General features: G+C 64.8%; 14 protein-coding genes. 7 read left to right on the top strand and 7 right to left on the bottom strand.

Annotated features, from left to right (window positions below):
• Positions 1 to 9: 9 nt before the first annotated feature.
• From MesoLj_RS01415 to MesoLj_RS01395, 5 genes are all read right to left on the bottom strand, one after another.
• A complete protein-coding gene (locus MesoLj_RS01415; protein ID WP_202324844.1) occupies positions 10 to 1,539 on the bottom strand; it encodes a mercuric reductase in 1,530 nt (509 codons plus the stop codon).
• On the bottom strand, positions 1,529 to 2,878 hold the full coding sequence (locus MesoLj_RS01410; RefSeq protein WP_202324843.1) for a glucoamylase family protein: 1,350 nt from the start codon (positions 2,876 to 2,878) through the stop codon (positions 1,529 to 1,531). The genes MesoLj_RS01415 and MesoLj_RS01410 overlap by 11 nt, the downstream gene beginning before the upstream one ends.
• Complete coding sequence (locus tag MesoLj_RS01405; protein ID WP_244735264.1) at positions 2,871 to 4,310, bottom strand: GH39 family glycosyl hydrolase; 1,440 nt, start codon at positions 4,308 to 4,310, stop codon at positions 2,871 to 2,873. The genes MesoLj_RS01410 and MesoLj_RS01405 overlap by 8 nt, the downstream gene beginning before the upstream one ends.
• A 109-nt stretch (positions 4,311 to 4,419) precedes the next feature.
• Positions 4,420 to 5,166 carry an SDR family NAD(P)-dependent oxidoreductase gene (locus tag MesoLj_RS01400; protein WP_140770052.1) on the bottom strand — a complete coding sequence of 249 codons (747 nt, stop codon included), beginning with the start codon at positions 5,164 to 5,166 and terminating at the stop codon, positions 4,420 to 4,422.
• A 107-nt stretch (positions 5,167 to 5,273) separates the two neighbouring features.
• A complete protein-coding gene (locus tag MesoLj_RS01395; RefSeq protein ID WP_202324841.1) occupies positions 5,274 to 6,083 on the bottom strand; it encodes an IclR family transcriptional regulator in 810 nt (269 codons plus the stop codon).
• A gap of 219 nt (positions 6,084 to 6,302) precedes the next feature.
• On the opposite strand from MesoLj_RS01395, the gene MesoLj_RS01390 reads away from it, so the two are divergent.
• The 6 genes from MesoLj_RS01390 to MesoLj_RS01365 are packed head-to-tail and all read left to right on the top strand — an operon-like array spanning position 6,303 to position 13,006.
• Positions 6,303 to 7,283, top strand: a complete 981-nt coding sequence (locus MesoLj_RS01390; RefSeq protein WP_446720319.1) for an ABC transporter permease — start codon at positions 6,303 to 6,305, stop codon at positions 7,281 to 7,283.
• On the top strand, positions 7,283 to 8,125 hold the full coding sequence (locus MesoLj_RS01385; RefSeq protein WP_140770046.1) for an ABC transporter permease: 843 nt from the start codon (positions 7,283 to 7,285) through the stop codon (positions 8,123 to 8,125). The genes MesoLj_RS01390 and MesoLj_RS01385 overlap by 1 nt, the downstream gene beginning before the upstream one ends.
• A gap of 45 nt (positions 8,126 to 8,170) precedes the next feature.
• Entirely contained in the window at positions 8,171 to 9,205 is a 1,035-nt protein-coding gene (locus tag MesoLj_RS01380; RefSeq protein ID WP_202327106.1) for an ABC transporter ATP-binding protein, read from the top strand.
• Positions 9,202 to 10,239, top strand: a complete 1,038-nt coding sequence (locus tag MesoLj_RS01375; protein ID WP_140770042.1) for an ABC transporter ATP-binding protein — start codon at positions 9,202 to 9,204, stop codon at positions 10,237 to 10,239. The genes MesoLj_RS01380 and MesoLj_RS01375 overlap by 4 nt, the downstream gene beginning before the upstream one ends.
• 40 nt (positions 10,240 to 10,279) lie before the next feature.
• Complete coding sequence (locus MesoLj_RS01370; RefSeq protein WP_202324839.1) at positions 10,280 to 11,551, top strand: CaiB/BaiF CoA transferase family protein; 1,272 nt, start codon at positions 10,280 to 10,282, stop codon at positions 11,549 to 11,551.
• Between the two features lie 18 nt (positions 11,552 to 11,569).
• Entirely contained in the window at positions 11,570 to 13,006 is a 1,437-nt protein-coding gene (locus MesoLj_RS01365) for an NAD-dependent succinate-semialdehyde dehydrogenase (protein ID WP_202324838.1), read from the top strand.
• 72 nt (positions 13,007 to 13,078) lie between these two features.
• Here MesoLj_RS01365 and MesoLj_RS01360 read toward each other — a convergent pair whose 3' ends face one another.
• Positions 13,079 to 13,717: a class II aldolase/adducin family protein gene (locus MesoLj_RS01360; protein WP_140771339.1), complete on the bottom strand. Its 639-nt coding sequence runs from the start codon at positions 13,715 to 13,717 to the stop codon at positions 13,079 to 13,081.
• Positions 13,717 to 15,093, bottom strand: coding sequence for a 3-oxo-tetronate kinase (gene otnK, locus MesoLj_RS01355; RefSeq protein ID WP_202324837.1), 1,377 nt, complete (start codon positions 15,091 to 15,093; stop codon positions 13,717 to 13,719). The genes MesoLj_RS01360 and otnK overlap by 1 nt, the downstream gene beginning before the upstream one ends.
• A 116-nt stretch (positions 15,094 to 15,209) precedes the next feature.
• Here otnK and MesoLj_RS01350 point away from each other — a divergent pair, with 116 nt between their 5' ends.
• Positions 15,210 to 15,947: a GntR family transcriptional regulator gene (locus MesoLj_RS01350; protein WP_065005413.1), complete on the top strand. Its 738-nt coding sequence runs from the start codon at positions 15,210 to 15,212 to the stop codon at positions 15,945 to 15,947.
• Positions 15,948 to 15,974: the final 27 nt, after the last annotated feature.

Here is a 15,974-nt window from a genome sequence, read left to right as displayed (position 1 = left end):
CCGCGAGGTTCATCGCCTGGACCAAGCCAGCCAGCGCACCGTCAGGCGCCTGCGCAGGGAGGTGAACCGGGTCCGCCTGTAAGCATCGCCCGCCATCTTGATACCTTGTGCCTGCGTCGGGAAGGGATGAATGACGTCGGCCAGGGCGTGCAATCCCATACCCGACCTGATGGCGAGCGTCACTGCGTTGATCATCTCGCCGGCATGGCTGGCGACGACCGTCGCTCCCAGGATACGGTCGGACCCCTCCCTGACATGGATCTTGACGAACCCCTCCTCCTCGCCGTCCATCACGGCGCGGGCGACGTCATGCATCAGTACCGTATAGGTCTTGACCGGAATGCCGTTGCGGCGCGCCTCGATCGGATAGAGACCGACATGGGCGATTTCCGGATCGGTATAGGTGCACCAGGGAACGACGAGTTCGCTGAGCCTCTCGCGCCCGCGAAACAGCGCATTGCGCACGACAATACGCGCCGTCGCTTCGGCTGTATGGGTGAACTTGTATTCGAGGCACACATCGCCCGCCGCGTAGATGTGCGGGTTCGTGGTTCTCAAGTGATCGTCCACCTTGATGCCGCTGGCGTCATACGCCACCCCGGCGTCTGCCAGGCCGAGACCGTCGACATTGGGCGAACGGCCGACGCCGGTGATGATCTCGTCGACGGAAATCGTCGTCGTGTCGCCATCCCGCATCAGATCGGCGAGTTTCTTGCCGCCCTCCGCCCGCACCGCCACCACTTCGGTGTTCAGGCGCACCTCGATCCCCTCGCGCGCCAGCGCGTCCGACAGGATCTGCGCGGCGTCGCGTTCCTCGCCGGGCAGGAACATCGGATCGCTCTGCGCCAGGATCACCTTCGCGCCGAGCAGGCAGAAGGCCTGCGCCGTCTCGCAGCCAAGCGGCCCGCCGCCGATGACCAGCAGCCGCTCAGGACGTTGCGTGAGGTTGAACATGCTCTCATTGTCGAGATAGCCGGCCTCGGCGAGCCCTGGAATCGCCGGCACGCTCGGATGCGCGCCTGTCGCGACCAATGCTTTCTTGAAAGGCAGCGTCTTGTCCGCGACCACCACCGTGTCCGGTCCGGCAAAGCGGGCTTCGCCGAAATAGAGGTCGATGCCTTCGGCCGCGATGGCCGCGGCCGATTCTGCGCTGCTTATCCGCTGCCGGATCTGCCGCATTCGCGTCATGGCCCGCTCGAAGTCGACCTGAAGACGCTCCGGCGTGTCGCCACCGAAATTCTCGGCATCACGCATGTCCGCATAGAGCCTCGCCGTGCGGATGATCGACTTTGACGGGACGCCGCCGACATTGACGCACGCACCGCCGATCAGCCCGCGCTCGATCAGCGCGACTTTCGCGCCGAGGCTTGCCGCGTCACGCGCCGCGGTCAGCCCCGCCGGCCCGGCGCCGATGACGACGAGATTGTAGGGACCGTCGGGGGTGGGATTCTTCCAGCGCGGCGGATGCGCGCCCCGGATCAGTTCGACGTCGTTGCGGTCGACCGGGAAGCTGGCGGCCTTTGTCCGTTCACGCGGCATCGTAAGCCCCTGAGGCGGAGCCTGCCGGCCGCGTCAGCCAGCCGCCGGTGAAACCTGCTTTTCCCAGGCCGCGGCGAATGTGCGGATTGGACCGCATCAGCTCCCAGATCAGGCGCGAGCGGTGGTTCTCGATCATCATCACCACGATGCCCTGGTCCAGCCCGTAATGGCCTTCCGACACCCAGCCATTGCGGCCGAATTTTCGCCGGTTGGCCAAGGTCGGATTGAATCCGCTCGGCAGCCGGAAATTCTCGATCACCTCGGGATAGCGCTCGCCGAGATGGCGCATCGCTGCCATGCAGATGTCGGGAGCGAAAGGCAGCGATGCCGGATAGGACCAGGGAGCGATCGTGCCATCATCCGGCCCGAAGGGAGCGCCGCGCGCCGCATAGCCGGAAAACCGGTGTCTCCGTCGCTCGACACTGGCGCGAAAACCGCCGGGCCCGTCTCCCGCCGAGAGGCCCCAAAGGTTCTCGCCGTAGCCGTCGAAACCATAGGGGTTGTGGCGCGCATAGTCCCGATGGAGGTAGGTCGAGCGGCGGCTGTTTTCGAAATAGTCGGAGTTCTTCTCGCGCATGAAGGCGTCGCGGATGCCGGCGAAATCGATCCAGGCGTGCGAGAACTGGTGCATGAACAACGGCCCGCCATAGAGCACGTCATGGCCGTAGATGTTCTCCCACTGGTAGGTCGCCGTCCAGGCCTCGTAGCTGTCGTCGGAGGTTGGGTTGTCCGGCGCGGCCATCGACAGCACATAGAGGATGGTCGCCTCGTTGTAGCCCTCCCAGCCATAATGCAGAAAACCGCTCTTCGGCTTCCAGCCCTGCCGCAAGGTCGGACTGCTGCCTTGCGCCCACCGCCAGTCGACGCGCCGGTAGAGCGCTTCGGCCAGGTGCCGGATTTCGGCTTCCTGTTCGTTCTCGCCGGAGAAATAGGCGCCAGCCACCAGGATACCGGCCATCAGCAGGGCGGTGTCCACCATCGACAGTTCGCAGCGCCAGACGCGCAACCCGGTCCGCATGTCGAGAAAATGGTAGTAGAAACCCTTGTGGCCGGTGACGTCGTCACCGCCGCCTTGCGGGCTTGCCGAGAAGAAACGCAGCGCCGCGAGCGTCAGCTCCGCTGCCGCCGTGCGCGACATCCAGCCGCGCTCGACGCCGATCGGATAACAGGACAGGGCGAAACCGACGACGGCGATGCTGGCCGGCGAGTTCGGCCGCGACGTATCGGCGACCAAGCCGTTGTCGGAGTTCACATTCTTCAGGAAATAGCCGAAGGCGGCGCGCTGGTAGCGGTCTAGAAGCTCTTCATCGGACAATGCGGCAGGATCTGCTTTAGGCAAGCGATGCGAACTCCAGCCTGATGCCCGCCACACCCAGCGGTGGAACGGTGACATCGAATCCCAGGGTGCGATCGCTCCAGGCGACCGATTGTTTCTGCTCCGGCATTGCCGAAGCCGCATGCAGTTGTTCGACCATTGCGGGGCTCAGATAATCAGGCTTTCCCATCGTCTCCCACACCGCCTTGGCGTCGGCATTTCCGGCGCCGATCCGTTGGATAATCGCGGCGGCGGGCCGCGGCGCATTCTTGAGTTCGATATGGACCGTCTCGTCGGTGACCGGATGTCGCGGCAAGGCGAAATTGGAAATCAGCACGGTCAGCGAATTCCCGTTGCGGATACACCAGCTGTCCACGGTTGGGTGGCTCCCGTCCACGGGCAGGATTTCCGTTCCAAGTCCGTGCAGCATTTCGAAGGCACGGTAAGCCGGTTTGGCGATTCCGTGAAGGTTCATCAGGCCAAAGCCGCCATGGAAGGGCACGGAGGGGAAATAGTTCTCCTCGAAAATATCCGAAAAGGTCCAGTAGCTGTAGCCCTCGACCAGTCCTCTCGCCTCCATCACCGTCTTGACGATGAAGGCGGCGGCATACGGCTCGTCATGCATGGGGTCGCGCGGGTTCGAAGACGTGCACCATTCGGTGTAGTAGAGCGGACGGTCACCAGCCTGCTGCCGCGCGGTCCGCGCCTCCTCCCGCAACACACTTCGCGTGCTTTCCGAAAGCTGAGTTTCGGTGTCGTCGCCAGGCTTGCCGAAGGCATCGGTTGGATAGTGATGCGTGCTGATGAAGTCAGTCGGAAGGTTGTTCTGGCTGCAATAGGTGACAAACTCATCGATCCAGGCATTGGCGGCGGTGGCCGGTCCGCCGACCTGCAACTGCATGTCGACGGATTTGATCGCCTTTGCCGTGTAGGCATACAGCTTGAAATAGTCCTCCTGCTTGCCACTGCCGAACGCCTCGAGATTGGGCTCATTCCAGACCTCGAAGAACCATTGTCTTATCTCGTGCAGGCCGTAGCGATCGACCCAATGGGCGACGAGCCTCGAGATCAGTGTCGACCATTGGTCGTAGTCCTTCGGCACGCTGACATTGGCGCGGTAATGAAAAATGATCTGCCCGGAGGATGACAGCATTGTCGGCATGAAACTCAACTCGACGAAGGGCCGCATGCCGATCGATAGCAGGAAATCGAAAATCTGGTCGGCATTGAAGAACGAATAGAGCGGCTGGTCATCCTGGTCGATGAGCGTACCCATGTCGTCATCGAGCAGCCCATGAAAACGAACATGGCGAAAGCCGAGTTCGTCATGCGCCCGGTGCATCTGCGCCTGCCAGTCCGCACGCAACGCCAGCGTCGCGTGGCCGCTGCCGACCGTATGTTCCCAAAAATGCGGGAAGTCCTCGCCCTGGACGCCGAGATCGCAGCGAAAGGTCACGTCTTTGGAATTGTCCGAGGGAATGTCTGCCTGTCGTATGCTCTGCATTGCCGACTATACGCCGGCCAGACCGCATTCGTTGCCTGCTCACGCGGATTTGTAGTTGTCGTCAATAGGTGGCGCGGCCGCCGGAAACGTCGAACACGGCGGCCGTCGTGAACGAGCACTCCTCCGAGGCGATCCAGCAGATCAGTGCCGCCACCTCCTCGACCTCGCCGAAGCGCGCCATCGGTATCTTGGACAGCATGAAGTCGATGTGTTCCTGGCTCATCTGCTTGAAGATCGCGGTGCGCACGGCCGCCGGCGTCACGCAATTCACCGTCACCTTGGTCTTGGCCAGTTCCTTGCCGAGCGACTTGGTCAGGCCGATCACCGCCGCCTTGGAAGTGCTGTAGGCGGAGGCATTGGGATTGCCTTCCTTGCCGGCGATCGAGGCGATGTTGACGATGCGGCCATACTTGCGCTCGAGCATGTGCGGCACCAGCGCCTTGTTGCAGTAGAAGACGCCATTGATGTTGATGTCGATGACCCTCTGCCAATCCTCGGCCGAATAGGCCCAGGTCGTCATGTTCGGCCCGGTAATGGCCGCGCTGGTGACCAGGATGTCGACACCGCCAAGGGCCTCGATGGTGCGTGCGGCGGCGCCTTCAACGCCGGTGGCATCGGCGACGTCGACGGCAACACCATGCAGGCCAGGGATGATGGTCTTCGCCTGTTCGATCTGGGCCGGATCGCGGTCCCAGACGCTGGCGCGTCCACCTTCCGCGACGATCCTTTGCGCGACCGCCAGGCCGATGCCCGAGGCGCCACCGGTGATGACAGCCGTCCGACCGTCGAAGCGCCCCGCGAAGTTCATTTGCTTCTCCCTTGTCCGCAACTGGCTTGATCGGCCGCGGCGACTGTGATGTCACGGCCGGGCAAGTTCAAGCCGTCATGGAGCCCCATTCTCTGGGCCAATGCGGATCAGGCCGAATTTCCCTCTAGCTCTCGGTGCAGCGCTTCCACCATCGCCACCAGTGCCGGTCCGATTTCGGCATGCGCGCGTTGCTCGGTGATGATCTCGCCGATGCCGCCGCAAGTGATGGCGACCAGCGGCGAGCCGTCTCGCGGACGAAACGGCACGCCGACCGCGTGGATGTAGCTGTGCCAGGCGCCGAACGAGGTCACGTAGCCAAGCTGGGCGTACTGGGCGATCGCCTCCTCGATCGCCGTGGCGATCATCGCTGCCTTGTCGGGCTCGGCCTCCTGCAGCGCCCGTACCAGGCTGGTCCGCTCCTCGGGCAGAAGTCCCGCCGCATAGGCCAGCCCCATCGAGGTCTTCCAGATCGGCAGATAGGAGCCCGGATTGAGCCGCAGCGTGACCAGGCTCTCCGATCGGCAGTTGGCAAGATAGACCATGTTGAGGCTGTCGCGCGTGCCGATCGCCACCGCCGCACCGGTCAAGTCGGCCAGCGGCTGCATCAGCGGCCTTGCGATGTGGACGACGGCGCTGGAGCTCAGCGCCGAATAGCCGAGCGCCACGGTCGCCGGGCCCAGGCTGTAACGGCCGAGCTCCTTGTCATAGAGCAGATAGCCGAGTGCGCTGAGTGTGTAGGTGATGCGCGAAACCGTGGCCTTGGGCAGTCCGGTGCGCGCGATAATGTCCTGGTTGCCAAGCGAGGCGTCGCCTGGCCGGAAGGCGCGCAGGATGCCGAGCCCCCGCACCAGCGACGTCGAAAGCTGCGTGCCTTCGCCATCGACTTCCGTCTCGTCCCGGGTCACTCGCTTGCGCACGTTGGCGGTCTTTCTGGCGGAATGCCCACCTGTCGGGCCGGTCTCGCCGGCGCGGTGCAGTCAAAAATGAAATTAAATTCCATTTATATTGACAGCCGCTTTTGCAGCCTGTCAATATGCCCCCTCGATGGTATCTTCCAGCGCCTTGTGCCATCTTACGAAGCCCGTCCTTGTGAAGGTAGCCACGTGTCCCGCTATATTTTGCGCCGGCTTATCGCGATGCCGTTCCTGGTGCTTGGCATCGTCACCATCGCTTTTCTGATCACCACGGTGACCAAGGGCGATCCGCTGACGGCAATCGTCGCCGAACAGCAGATGAGCAATCCCGAAGTGGTCGCCGCCGCCAAGGCGCGCTGGGGTTTGGATCGTCCTCTGCCCGAGCGCTATATGATATATCTCGGCAATCTGCTGAGCGGCGACCTCGGCACATCCTTCATCACCAAGCGCAATGTCGGCACTGATATTCTCTACCGCCTGCCGGCAACGCTGGAGCTGGTCTTCGCCGCCATGATCTTCGGCACCACGCTCGGCATCGTGCTTGGCGTGCTGGCCGCCTATTTCCGCAACAGCCTGATCGATCACGGCGCGCGGCTGTTCGCTCTGTTCGGCTCCTCGCTGCCGGTGTTCTGGTCGGGCCTCGGCCTGCTGTTCATCTTCTCGGTCATGCTCAACTGGCTGCCGGGGCCTGGCCGGCTCGATGCCCGGCTGCCGCTGCCGCCCGGGGTCACCGGATTCCTGACCATCGATTCGCTGCTGGCCGGCGACCTCACCGTCTTCAAGGACGCTGTGTGGCATCTGCTTTTGCCGGCTTTCGTGCTCGGCTGGACGGTGTCTGGAACCATCTCGCGGCTGGTGCGCGCCAACATGCTCGATGTGATGAGCCGCGAATTCGTGCTTACCGCACGCGCCAAGGGCGCAAGCGAATTCCGTGTCGTCATCGTGCATGCGCTGCGCAACACCATGGTGCCGACCTTGACCGTCATCGGCTATTCCTTCGCCTATCTGATCACCGGCGCGGTGCTGACCGAGACCATCTTTTCCTGGCCCGGCATGGGTTCCTATGCCGTGGAGGCGGCCCGCGCGCTCGACTTCCCGGCCATCATCGGCGTCACCATTGTCGGCGGCCTCGCCTTCCTGGTCACCAACCTCGTCACCGACATCCTCTATGTCGTGGCCAATCCGCGGGTGAGGTTGAGCTGATGTCGGCCGTCGTCACCAAATCACGCTCCGCCGGCATTCCCGAATGGCTGACCGCACCGCTGGTCATCGGCACGGTCGTCATCCTGTTCTGGCTGTTCATGACCGTGTTCGCCAATCTGGTGGTGCAGTTCGATCCGCTTGAAATGGTCGCGCGCCGCCTGCAGCCGCCGAGCTGGGCGCACTGGCTGGGCACCGATGCGCTCGGCCGCGACGTGCTGGCCCGCACCTTGCACGGGGCGGCGCATTCGCTGCCGATCGCGGTTCTGGTCGTCGTCTCCGCCGTGGTCATCGGCTCGCTGCTCGGCGCCATTTCCGGCTTCGTCGGCGGCCTGACGGGTGCGGCGATCATGCGGCTGGTCGACGTCACTCTGTCCTTCCCGCCGATGCTGCTCGCCATGGCCGTCGCGGCCTCGCTCGGGCCGGGTCTCGGCAATGCGGCCATCGCCATGGTGCTGGTCTGGTGGCCGGTCTACGCCCGCCTGATGCGTGCGCAGGTGCTGGAAGTGAAGGAGCGCGAGCATGTCGAGGCGGCGATCGCCGCAGGTGCTCGGCCAAGCCGCGTCCTGTTCAAGCACATATTGCCGCTCTGCTGGACGCCGGTGCTGATCAGCGCGACCATGGACCTCGGCCAGGTCGTGCTGCTTGCCGCATCGCTGAGCTTCATCGGCTTGGGCGCCACGCCGCCGACGCCCGAATGGGGCTCGATGATCTCCGACGGCGCCGTGCATTTCTATCAGTGGTGGATCGCCTTCGGCCCCGGCGTCGCCATTCTCACCATCGTGCTCGGCTTCAACTTCATCGGCGACGGCTTGCGCGACATTCTCGATCCAAGGTCGGACTAGACGATGAGCGCACAGCTATCTTCAGCGCGCTCCGGCGCGGTCGACATGCCAGGCGAGCGCGAGCCGCTGCTGTCCATACGCGGCCTGCGGGTCGGGTTCCGCAAGGCGGGCAGCCAGTTCGAGGCGGTGCGCGGCATCGACCTCGATGTCGCCAAGGGCGAGGTTGTCGGCATCGTCGGCGAGTCCGGCTCGGGCAAATCGGTCGGCATGCTTGCCGCTCTCGGCCTGACATCGAAGAACGCGGTCGTGACCGGCTCTGTCCGGTTCAAGGGAGAAGAACTGGTCGGCAAGCCGGCGCGCGAGATGCGCAAGATCAGGGGTGCGCGCATCGCCATGATCTTCCAGGATCCGCTGTCCTCGCTCAATCCTGTCATGACGGTCGGCGCGCAGATCGCCGAGGCGGTCAGGCTGCATCAGCGCCTGACCCACAAGCAGGCCATGGCGCGCGCGGTCGAATTGCTCAATCTTGTGGCGATCCCGCAGCCGGAGCGCCGGGTCAGCCAGTACCCGCATGAATTCTCCGGCGGCATGCGCCAGCGTGCGGTCATCGCCATGGCGGTGGCCAACGATCCTGATCTGTTGATCGCCGACGAGCCGACCACGGCGCTCGACGTGACCGTACAGGCGCAGATCCTGACGGTCCTGCGTTCGCTGCAGGAGCGGCTCGGCCTCGGCCTGGTGCTGATCACCCATGACCTCGGCGTCGTCGCCGGCCATGCCGACCGGGTCGCGGTGGTCTATTCCGGCCGTGTCGTCGAGCAGGCTGATGTGTCGGAGCTGTTCGCCGATCCGCGCCACCCCTACACGCGCGGCCTCATCGCCTCGATCCCCAATCTTGAGGAAAGCCGCGAGCGGCTGTTTTCGATCGATGGCTCACCGCCGGCGCTCGGCCGTCTGCCGGGCGGCTGCGCCTTCCATCCGCGCTGCATCCATGCCGAGGCGCGCTGCCGGATAGAGGATCCGCCGCTGCACGATATTGGCGGCCGCTTCTCGGCCTGCCATTTCGCGACCACCTTGCCGCCCTTCCACGGCGTCTCGCCGGCGGCGGCAGGCCTGGAGACTGGAAGCGTGACCCCATGAGCGCAGTGGCCGAACACAAGACCGACGCGGCATCGGACACAGCGCCTGCGCTGTCGGTTCGCCATCTGGTCAAGGACTTCCCGGTTCGCGGCGGCCTCGTCTTCGACCGCGCAATTGCCCATGTGCGGGCGGTCGCCGACGTCTCCTTCGATGTGGCACCGGGCGAGACGCTGGGCCTGGTCGGCGAATCCGGTTGCGGCAAGTCGACGCTCGGACGCTGCCTGATGCGGCTGATCGAGCCGACCAGCGGCGAAAGCTGGTTCCGCGGCCAGAATCTTCTGGCGCTGAACCACGAGGACATGCGCCTGATGCGGCGCTACATCCAGCTCGTCTTCCAGGATCCGTACGGTTCGCTGCATCCGCGCATGCGCATCGCCGACAACATCGCCGAGCCGCTGCGCATGAGCGACATGTCGAAGGCCGACCGCCGCGGGCGCGTCGCCGAGCTGCTCGAACTGGTGCGGCTCAATCCCGAGCACGGCCGTCGCTATCCGCATGAGCTCTCCGGCGGCCAGCGCCAGCGTGTCGTCATCGCCCGCGCGCTCGCGCTCAACCCGCAGGTGGTGATCCTCGACGAGCCTGTCTCGGCGCTCGACGTCTCGGTGCAGGCCGGCGTGCTCAACTTGCTGAAGGACATCCAGCAATCCTTCGGCACCTCCTATTTGTTCATCGCCCACGATCTTTCGGTCGTGCGCCATATCTCGCATCATGTCGCCGTGATGTATCTCGGCAAGATCGTCGAGATCGCGCCGGCGGCCGAACTCTATTCAAGAGCACTGCATCCCTACACACAGGCGCTTCTGTCGGCCGTGCCGCTCGCCAATCCCGAGAAGGAACGCAAGCGTGAGCGGATCGTGCTGTCGGGCGACGTGCCGAGCCCGCTCAATCCGCCATCGGGCTGCCGCTTCCGCACACGCTGCTTCAAGGCGCAGGCGATTTGCGCGTCCGTCGAACCGCCGCTCGGACCATCAGGCGAAAGGCACCGCGTCGCCTGCCATTTTCCGGAACCCGTCAACGCCTTCAAGGCTGTCTGACGGGCCGCAAGGCCAGCCGCCGCCGCAAAGGATTTTGATCGTGACTGAAGACCACTCCAAGGATGCCGGCCAGGCAAGCCGTCCGCGCCTGCCGCTCGAAGGCATAAAGGTGCTCGACCTCTCGCGCGTGCTCGCCGGTCCATGGGCAACGATGAGCCTTGCCGATCTCGGCGCCGAGGTCTGGAAGATCGAGAACATCGATGGTGGCGACGACACCCGCGCCTGGTCGGTGCCGAGCTACAAGGGCGTCTCGACCTACTATCTCTGCGCCAATCGCGGCAAACAGAGCATCGCGCTCGACATGAAAAGCCCTGAAGGACTGGCGATCGTACGCGAACTGGCGGCCAAGGCCGACATCGTCGTAGAGAATTTCCGCTCCGGCACGGCGGACCGTCTTGGCGTCGGCTTTCAGGAACTCAGCGCGTCCAATCCGCGCCTTATCTACTGCTCGATCTCCGGCTATGGCCAGACCGGGCCCGACGCTGGCCGGCCCGGCTATGATTTCGTCATGCAGGCCGAAAGCGGCCTGATGGCCATCACCGGCGAGAGCGACGGCGAGCCGATGCGCGTCGGCGTCGCCATCACCGACATCGTCTGCGGCATGGTCGCGACGCAGTCGATCCTGGCTGCCCTCTATGAACGCACCACCACGGGCAAGGGCCAGTTCCTCGACCTGTCGCTGATCGACTGTGCGCTCAGCCTGCTCATCAATGTCGGCAGCGGCTACCTCAACACCGGCCGCGAGGTCGCCCGCTACGGCAACGCGCATCCGACTGTTGTGCCCTACCAGATATTCGAAGCCTCCGATGGCGGCTTTGCGTTGGCGGTCGGCAATGACAAGCAATTCGCCGCGCTGTGCGAAAAGGTCGTCGGCTTGCCGCACCTGGCAAAAGATCCGCGCTTCATCAAGGCGGGCGCGCGTGCCACCAATCGCGAAGCGCTGATCCCCGAATTGGCGAAGGTCTTCAGAACCAAATCGCGCGACCATTGGATGGCGGCCTGTGCCGCGGCCAGTGTGCCAGCCGGCACGGTGAAGTCGATACCAGAGGTTTTCGACAGCCCCAATGTCCGCGAGCGCGGCCTCGTCCAGACCTTGCCGCATCCGCATCTGGGTTCCGTCGCCATGGTGCGCCCGGCGCAGGGGCTTGCCGCCCAACTGACCGCCGACTTCACGGCACCGCCGATGCTCGGCCAGAACACAGCCTCTGTGCTGACCGACATCCTCGGCTACAGCCCCGAGACCATCGACCAACTGGCCGGCTCCGGTGCCATCGGCATCTACACGCCCGCCGCCGAACCTGTTCCCGCCTGACCTTTCACGGAGCCCGCCATGTATCCTGACGTCCATCTCCACATAGACGGCTCGTGGCGCCCCGCTCGCGACGGCCGCACAATGCCCGTGATCAATCCGGCGACGGAGGCCGAACTCGGTTCGCTCGCCCATGCAGGCATCGACGATCTCGACGAAGCGCTCGCCGCCGCCGCGAAGGGGTTCGACGCCTGGCGGCGCGTCTCGCCTTTCGACCGCTCCAAGCTGATGCGCAAGGCCGCCAACATCCTGCGCGAGCGCAACGAACATGTCGCCACGCTGATGACACTGGAGCAAGGCAAGCCGATTGCCGAATCGCGCATGGAGGCGTTCGCCGCCGCCGACATCATCGACTGGTTCGCCGAGGAAGCGCGCCGCGCCTATGGCCGCATCGTGCCGGCGCGGCTTGAGGGGGTAAGCCAGTCGGTGTTCAAGGAGCCTGTCGGCCCGGTGGCTGCCTTCACGCCGTGGAATTTCCCGCTCAACCAGGCGGTGCGCAAACTGTCCGCCGCTCTTGCCGCCGGTTGCTCGATCATCATCAAGGGACCGGAAGAAACGCCGGCTTCGCCCGCCGAACTGGTGCGCGCCTTTGTCGATGCCGGCCTGCCCGACGGTGTCTTGAACCTAGTCTACGGCACGCCGTCGGAAATCTCCGCCTATCTCATTCCGCATCCGGTGATCCGCAAGATCTCCTTCACCGGTTCGACGCCTGTCGGCAAGCAACTGGCGTCGCTCGCCGGCCTGCACATGAAACGCGCGACGATGGAATTGGGCGGCCACGCGCCGGTCATCGTCCTGCCCGACGCCGATCTCGACCGCGCCGCCCGCGCGATGGTGGCTTCGAAATTCCGCAATGCCGGCCAGATCTGCGTCGCGCCGACGCGCTTCCTCGTCGATCACGCCGTCTATGATGATTTCGTCGGCCGCTTCGCCGAGGCGACAAGCCGGATCAAGGTCGGCGACGGCCTCGCCGAAGGCACGACCATGGGCCCGCTCGCCAATCCTCGCCGCGTCCAGGCGATGGAAGAACTGGTCCACGACGCCGTGCAGAAAGGCGCAGAGCTCGTCACCGGCGGCAAACGCATCGGCAATTCAGGCTATTTCTTCGAGCCGACCATCCTGTCGAATGTAGGCACCGACGCCCGCGCCATGAACGAGGAGCCGTTCGGCCCGCTGGCGCTGATGACGCCGGTGAGCGGGCTGGACGAGGCTCTGGCCGAAGCCAACCGGCTGAACTACGGGCTCGCCGCCTATGGCTTCACCCGCTCGGCGGCGAGTGCCGCGAAGATGTCGTCGGGGATCGCCAGCGGCATGGTGTCGATCAACCATTATGGCCTGGCGCTGCCGGAGGTTCCGTTCGGCGGCATCAACGATTCCGGCAACGGCACCGAAGGCGGCGCCGACGCGCTGGAGAGCTATCTGAACTCGAAGTTCGTCTCGCACCTGCAGGTCGACTGAGCAATTCCAGGAAAAGTGTGAGACGGTTTTCCGTCCGGAATTGCGTTGAGCCGAAGAGGCTGACCCGACCGGTTACTTCTGCTGGCCGTAGGTCTTGTAGCGCCCACGAATGGCGGCGAGCTCGCCGCCCTCGATCAGCACCGGCGTGCCGGCGCCGCGTGCGAGCAGATATTGCCGTGCCAGGGTTTCAAGCTTGATGGTGCGGATCAGCGCCGTGTCGAGATCGCTGGCGAAGGCGATCATGCCGTGATTGGCGAGCAGGCAGGCATTACGGTCCTTGAGCGCCACGACAGCCACCTTGGCCAGTTCGCTTGACGCAAACAGCGCATAGTCCGAGCAGCGCACGTCGTCGCCGCCGAAACCAGCCACCATGTAGTGGAACAGCGGCAGTCCTTCGCGCAGGCAGGACAGCGCCACGCAATGGTCGGGATGGGCGTGCACCACGGCGCCGGCCTCCGGGAAAGCCTTGTAGATCTCGGCATGCATCTCCCATTCGCTCGACGGCTTGAAGGCGCCGTCCCAGGATCCATCGAGCCGCATCGCCACCATCTGTTCCGGCCGCAGCGCGCTCGTGGCAATTCCCGTCGGCGTGATCAGCATGCCGCTTGCCGTGCGCACGCTGATATTGCCCGTGGTGCCGACATTCATCCCGCTGGCGTCCAGCGTCTCGGTCGCGGCGATCAGTTTGGCGCGTGCGGTTTCGGTGTTCATCACGAAGTCTTTCCAGTCCTTGGCTCGATGGTTGGCTTTGCCGGTGGCCATGTGTCGATCGCGGGCGCGATGGTGGTGGCCCTCGTCATGTCCTGCAACACATCGGCGAAAATGTCGGGGCCGCCGAGCTTCCCGGATTTCAGCATCATCGCCAGCGGATCGTCGGGCAGGCCGGGGACTTCGGCGATGGCTCGTGACAGGCCGGGGCCTTCATAGGCGCCCATGGCTATGCGGGTGATGCCGAGCGCCTTGACCACGGAGCCGGCTGTCTCGCCGCCGGCAACGACCAGCCGCCGCACGCCGAAATCGCGCACCAGGATTTGCGCAATCCCGGCCAGTATCTCTTCCGCCCGCGCCGCCACCGCGTCGCGGCCATGCGCCTGCTGCAACGTCTCGACCGTCGCTTGCGGTGCGGTTGTGGCAATCGCGATCATCGCACCGGGCAGATGCCGACCTGCAAAGGCGCGCGCTTCCGCGACGACGTCCTTGCTGCCAAAGGCCTCGGCGAGATCGATCGTCAGCACCGGATTGTTTTGCGCGAAGCGTTCGAGCTGTTCGATGGTGCGATCGGCGACACTGCCGGCCAGTACCGCTGCCGGACCATTGACTGCCGGCAGGCTGGCCGCAACGAGATCGTCTCGGTTCAGCAGCCCGTGTGCCATCCAGGCTGGCGGCAGATGCGCCACGACCGAGGAGTTGCCGGTGATCAGCGGCAGGTCGAAGGCGGCTTGCGCGATCGCCGCCAGGTCGCGCTCGCGCAGCGTGTCGGTGACCAGCAGCGTCTCCCCGCGCGCGCTTTTCTCCCGCACGGCTTCGCGGATGGCTTCCGGGCCGGCATCGATGGTGAACCAGGGGACCAGCCCGGCTCTGCCCCTGCTTTGCGCCTGCAGCACGCGGACCAGGTTGGAATCCGTCATCGGCGTCAGCGGATCGAAGCGCTTGGGCGACTCGGCCAGCAATTGCGCACCGCCGAACATATGCCCCTGGTAGACGGTGCGGCCGGTCTCGCACAACGCCGGCGTGAACAGCGTCATGTCGCCGCCCAGCCGTTCGAGCAGCGCTTCCGCGCAGGGGCCGATATTGCCGGCGGGCGTGGAATCGAAGGTGGCGCAATATTTGAAGAAGATCTGCCGCGCGCCCGCTTCGGCCAGCCGGTCGGCGGCCTCGAGCACCTGGCGTACCGCGTCGCCGGTGGCGATGACGCGGGTTTTCAACAGGATCACATGGGCAAGATTGCCCGATGGGATCGCCGCTTCGAGCCCGACCGTACAGCCGGTCGGAATGCCCCTGGCCACCAGCATCGACGCCAGTTCGGTGCCACCGGTCAGATCGTCGGCAATGGCGCCGAACAACAGGGAAGGCGTCGACGCGGTCATGCGCTTCGTCTCATTTTTGCGTGTCCGACGTCGATGGTCAGGCGGCTTGTGATATCATATACACAGCCCGCTCGACTCAGGCGACGCCTGCGCCCCTGCAAGGACGGAGACTGGATGTGACTGCTTCCATCGCGCCGATCGCGCGCGACAATCTGACGACACGCGTCTACGAAGAGCTGCGCCGCGCCATGATGGAAGGCCGCTTCTGGCCCGGCCATCGCTTCAAGATCCGCGACCTCGCCGCCAGTCTTCAGGTTTCCGAAACGCCGGTGCGCGAGGCGTTGATGCAACTGGTCCGTGAAAAGGGCCTGGAGATGGAGGCGGGCCGGTCGATCACCGTCGCCCAGCTGTCGCTCGCCCAATATCTGGAGCTGCGCAGCATTCGCCTGCATCTCGAAGGCATGGCCGGTGCCGCGGCGACGACGCGCATCGAACCGCGCGAGATCGACCGCCTGACGGCGGTGCATGAGAGGCTGATCGACGACGAGGACAATGGCCGCTGGTTCGAGGCCGTCCGCGACAACTGGGAATTCCACCACTCGATCTACCAGGCCGCGGGCATGCCGGAGCTGCTCGCCATCATCGAGGGCATCTGGCTGCGCAACGGCCCGCTGGTCAATTACCAGTACCCGAATGCCAGGCCGACCTATGACGGCCGCCACCGTCATCTCGACATACTCGACGCGCTGCGGGCGCGTGACGAGAACGGTGTGCGCAAGGGCATCCAGCAGGACATGATCGAAGGCGGCCGGCTGCTGGTCAAGGTTCTGGAAAGGCTGAACGACGGTTCGGTCACGCCGGAGGAATTGCGCCGCGCCGCGCAGAACGGCCGCCTGGTCTCGGCGGCCGGCTGAGCGATCCTTTCTCCCCAAACGCATCGG

Origin of the sequence: Mesorhizobium sp. 113-3-9 (assembly GCF_016756515.1) — a bacterium.
In the GTDB taxonomy this organism is placed as follows: domain Bacteria; phylum Pseudomonadota; class Alphaproteobacteria; order Rhizobiales; family Rhizobiaceae; genus Mesorhizobium.
Note: the sequence above shows the minus strand (reverse complement) of the source record. Positions and strands in the feature narration are given on the sequence as shown.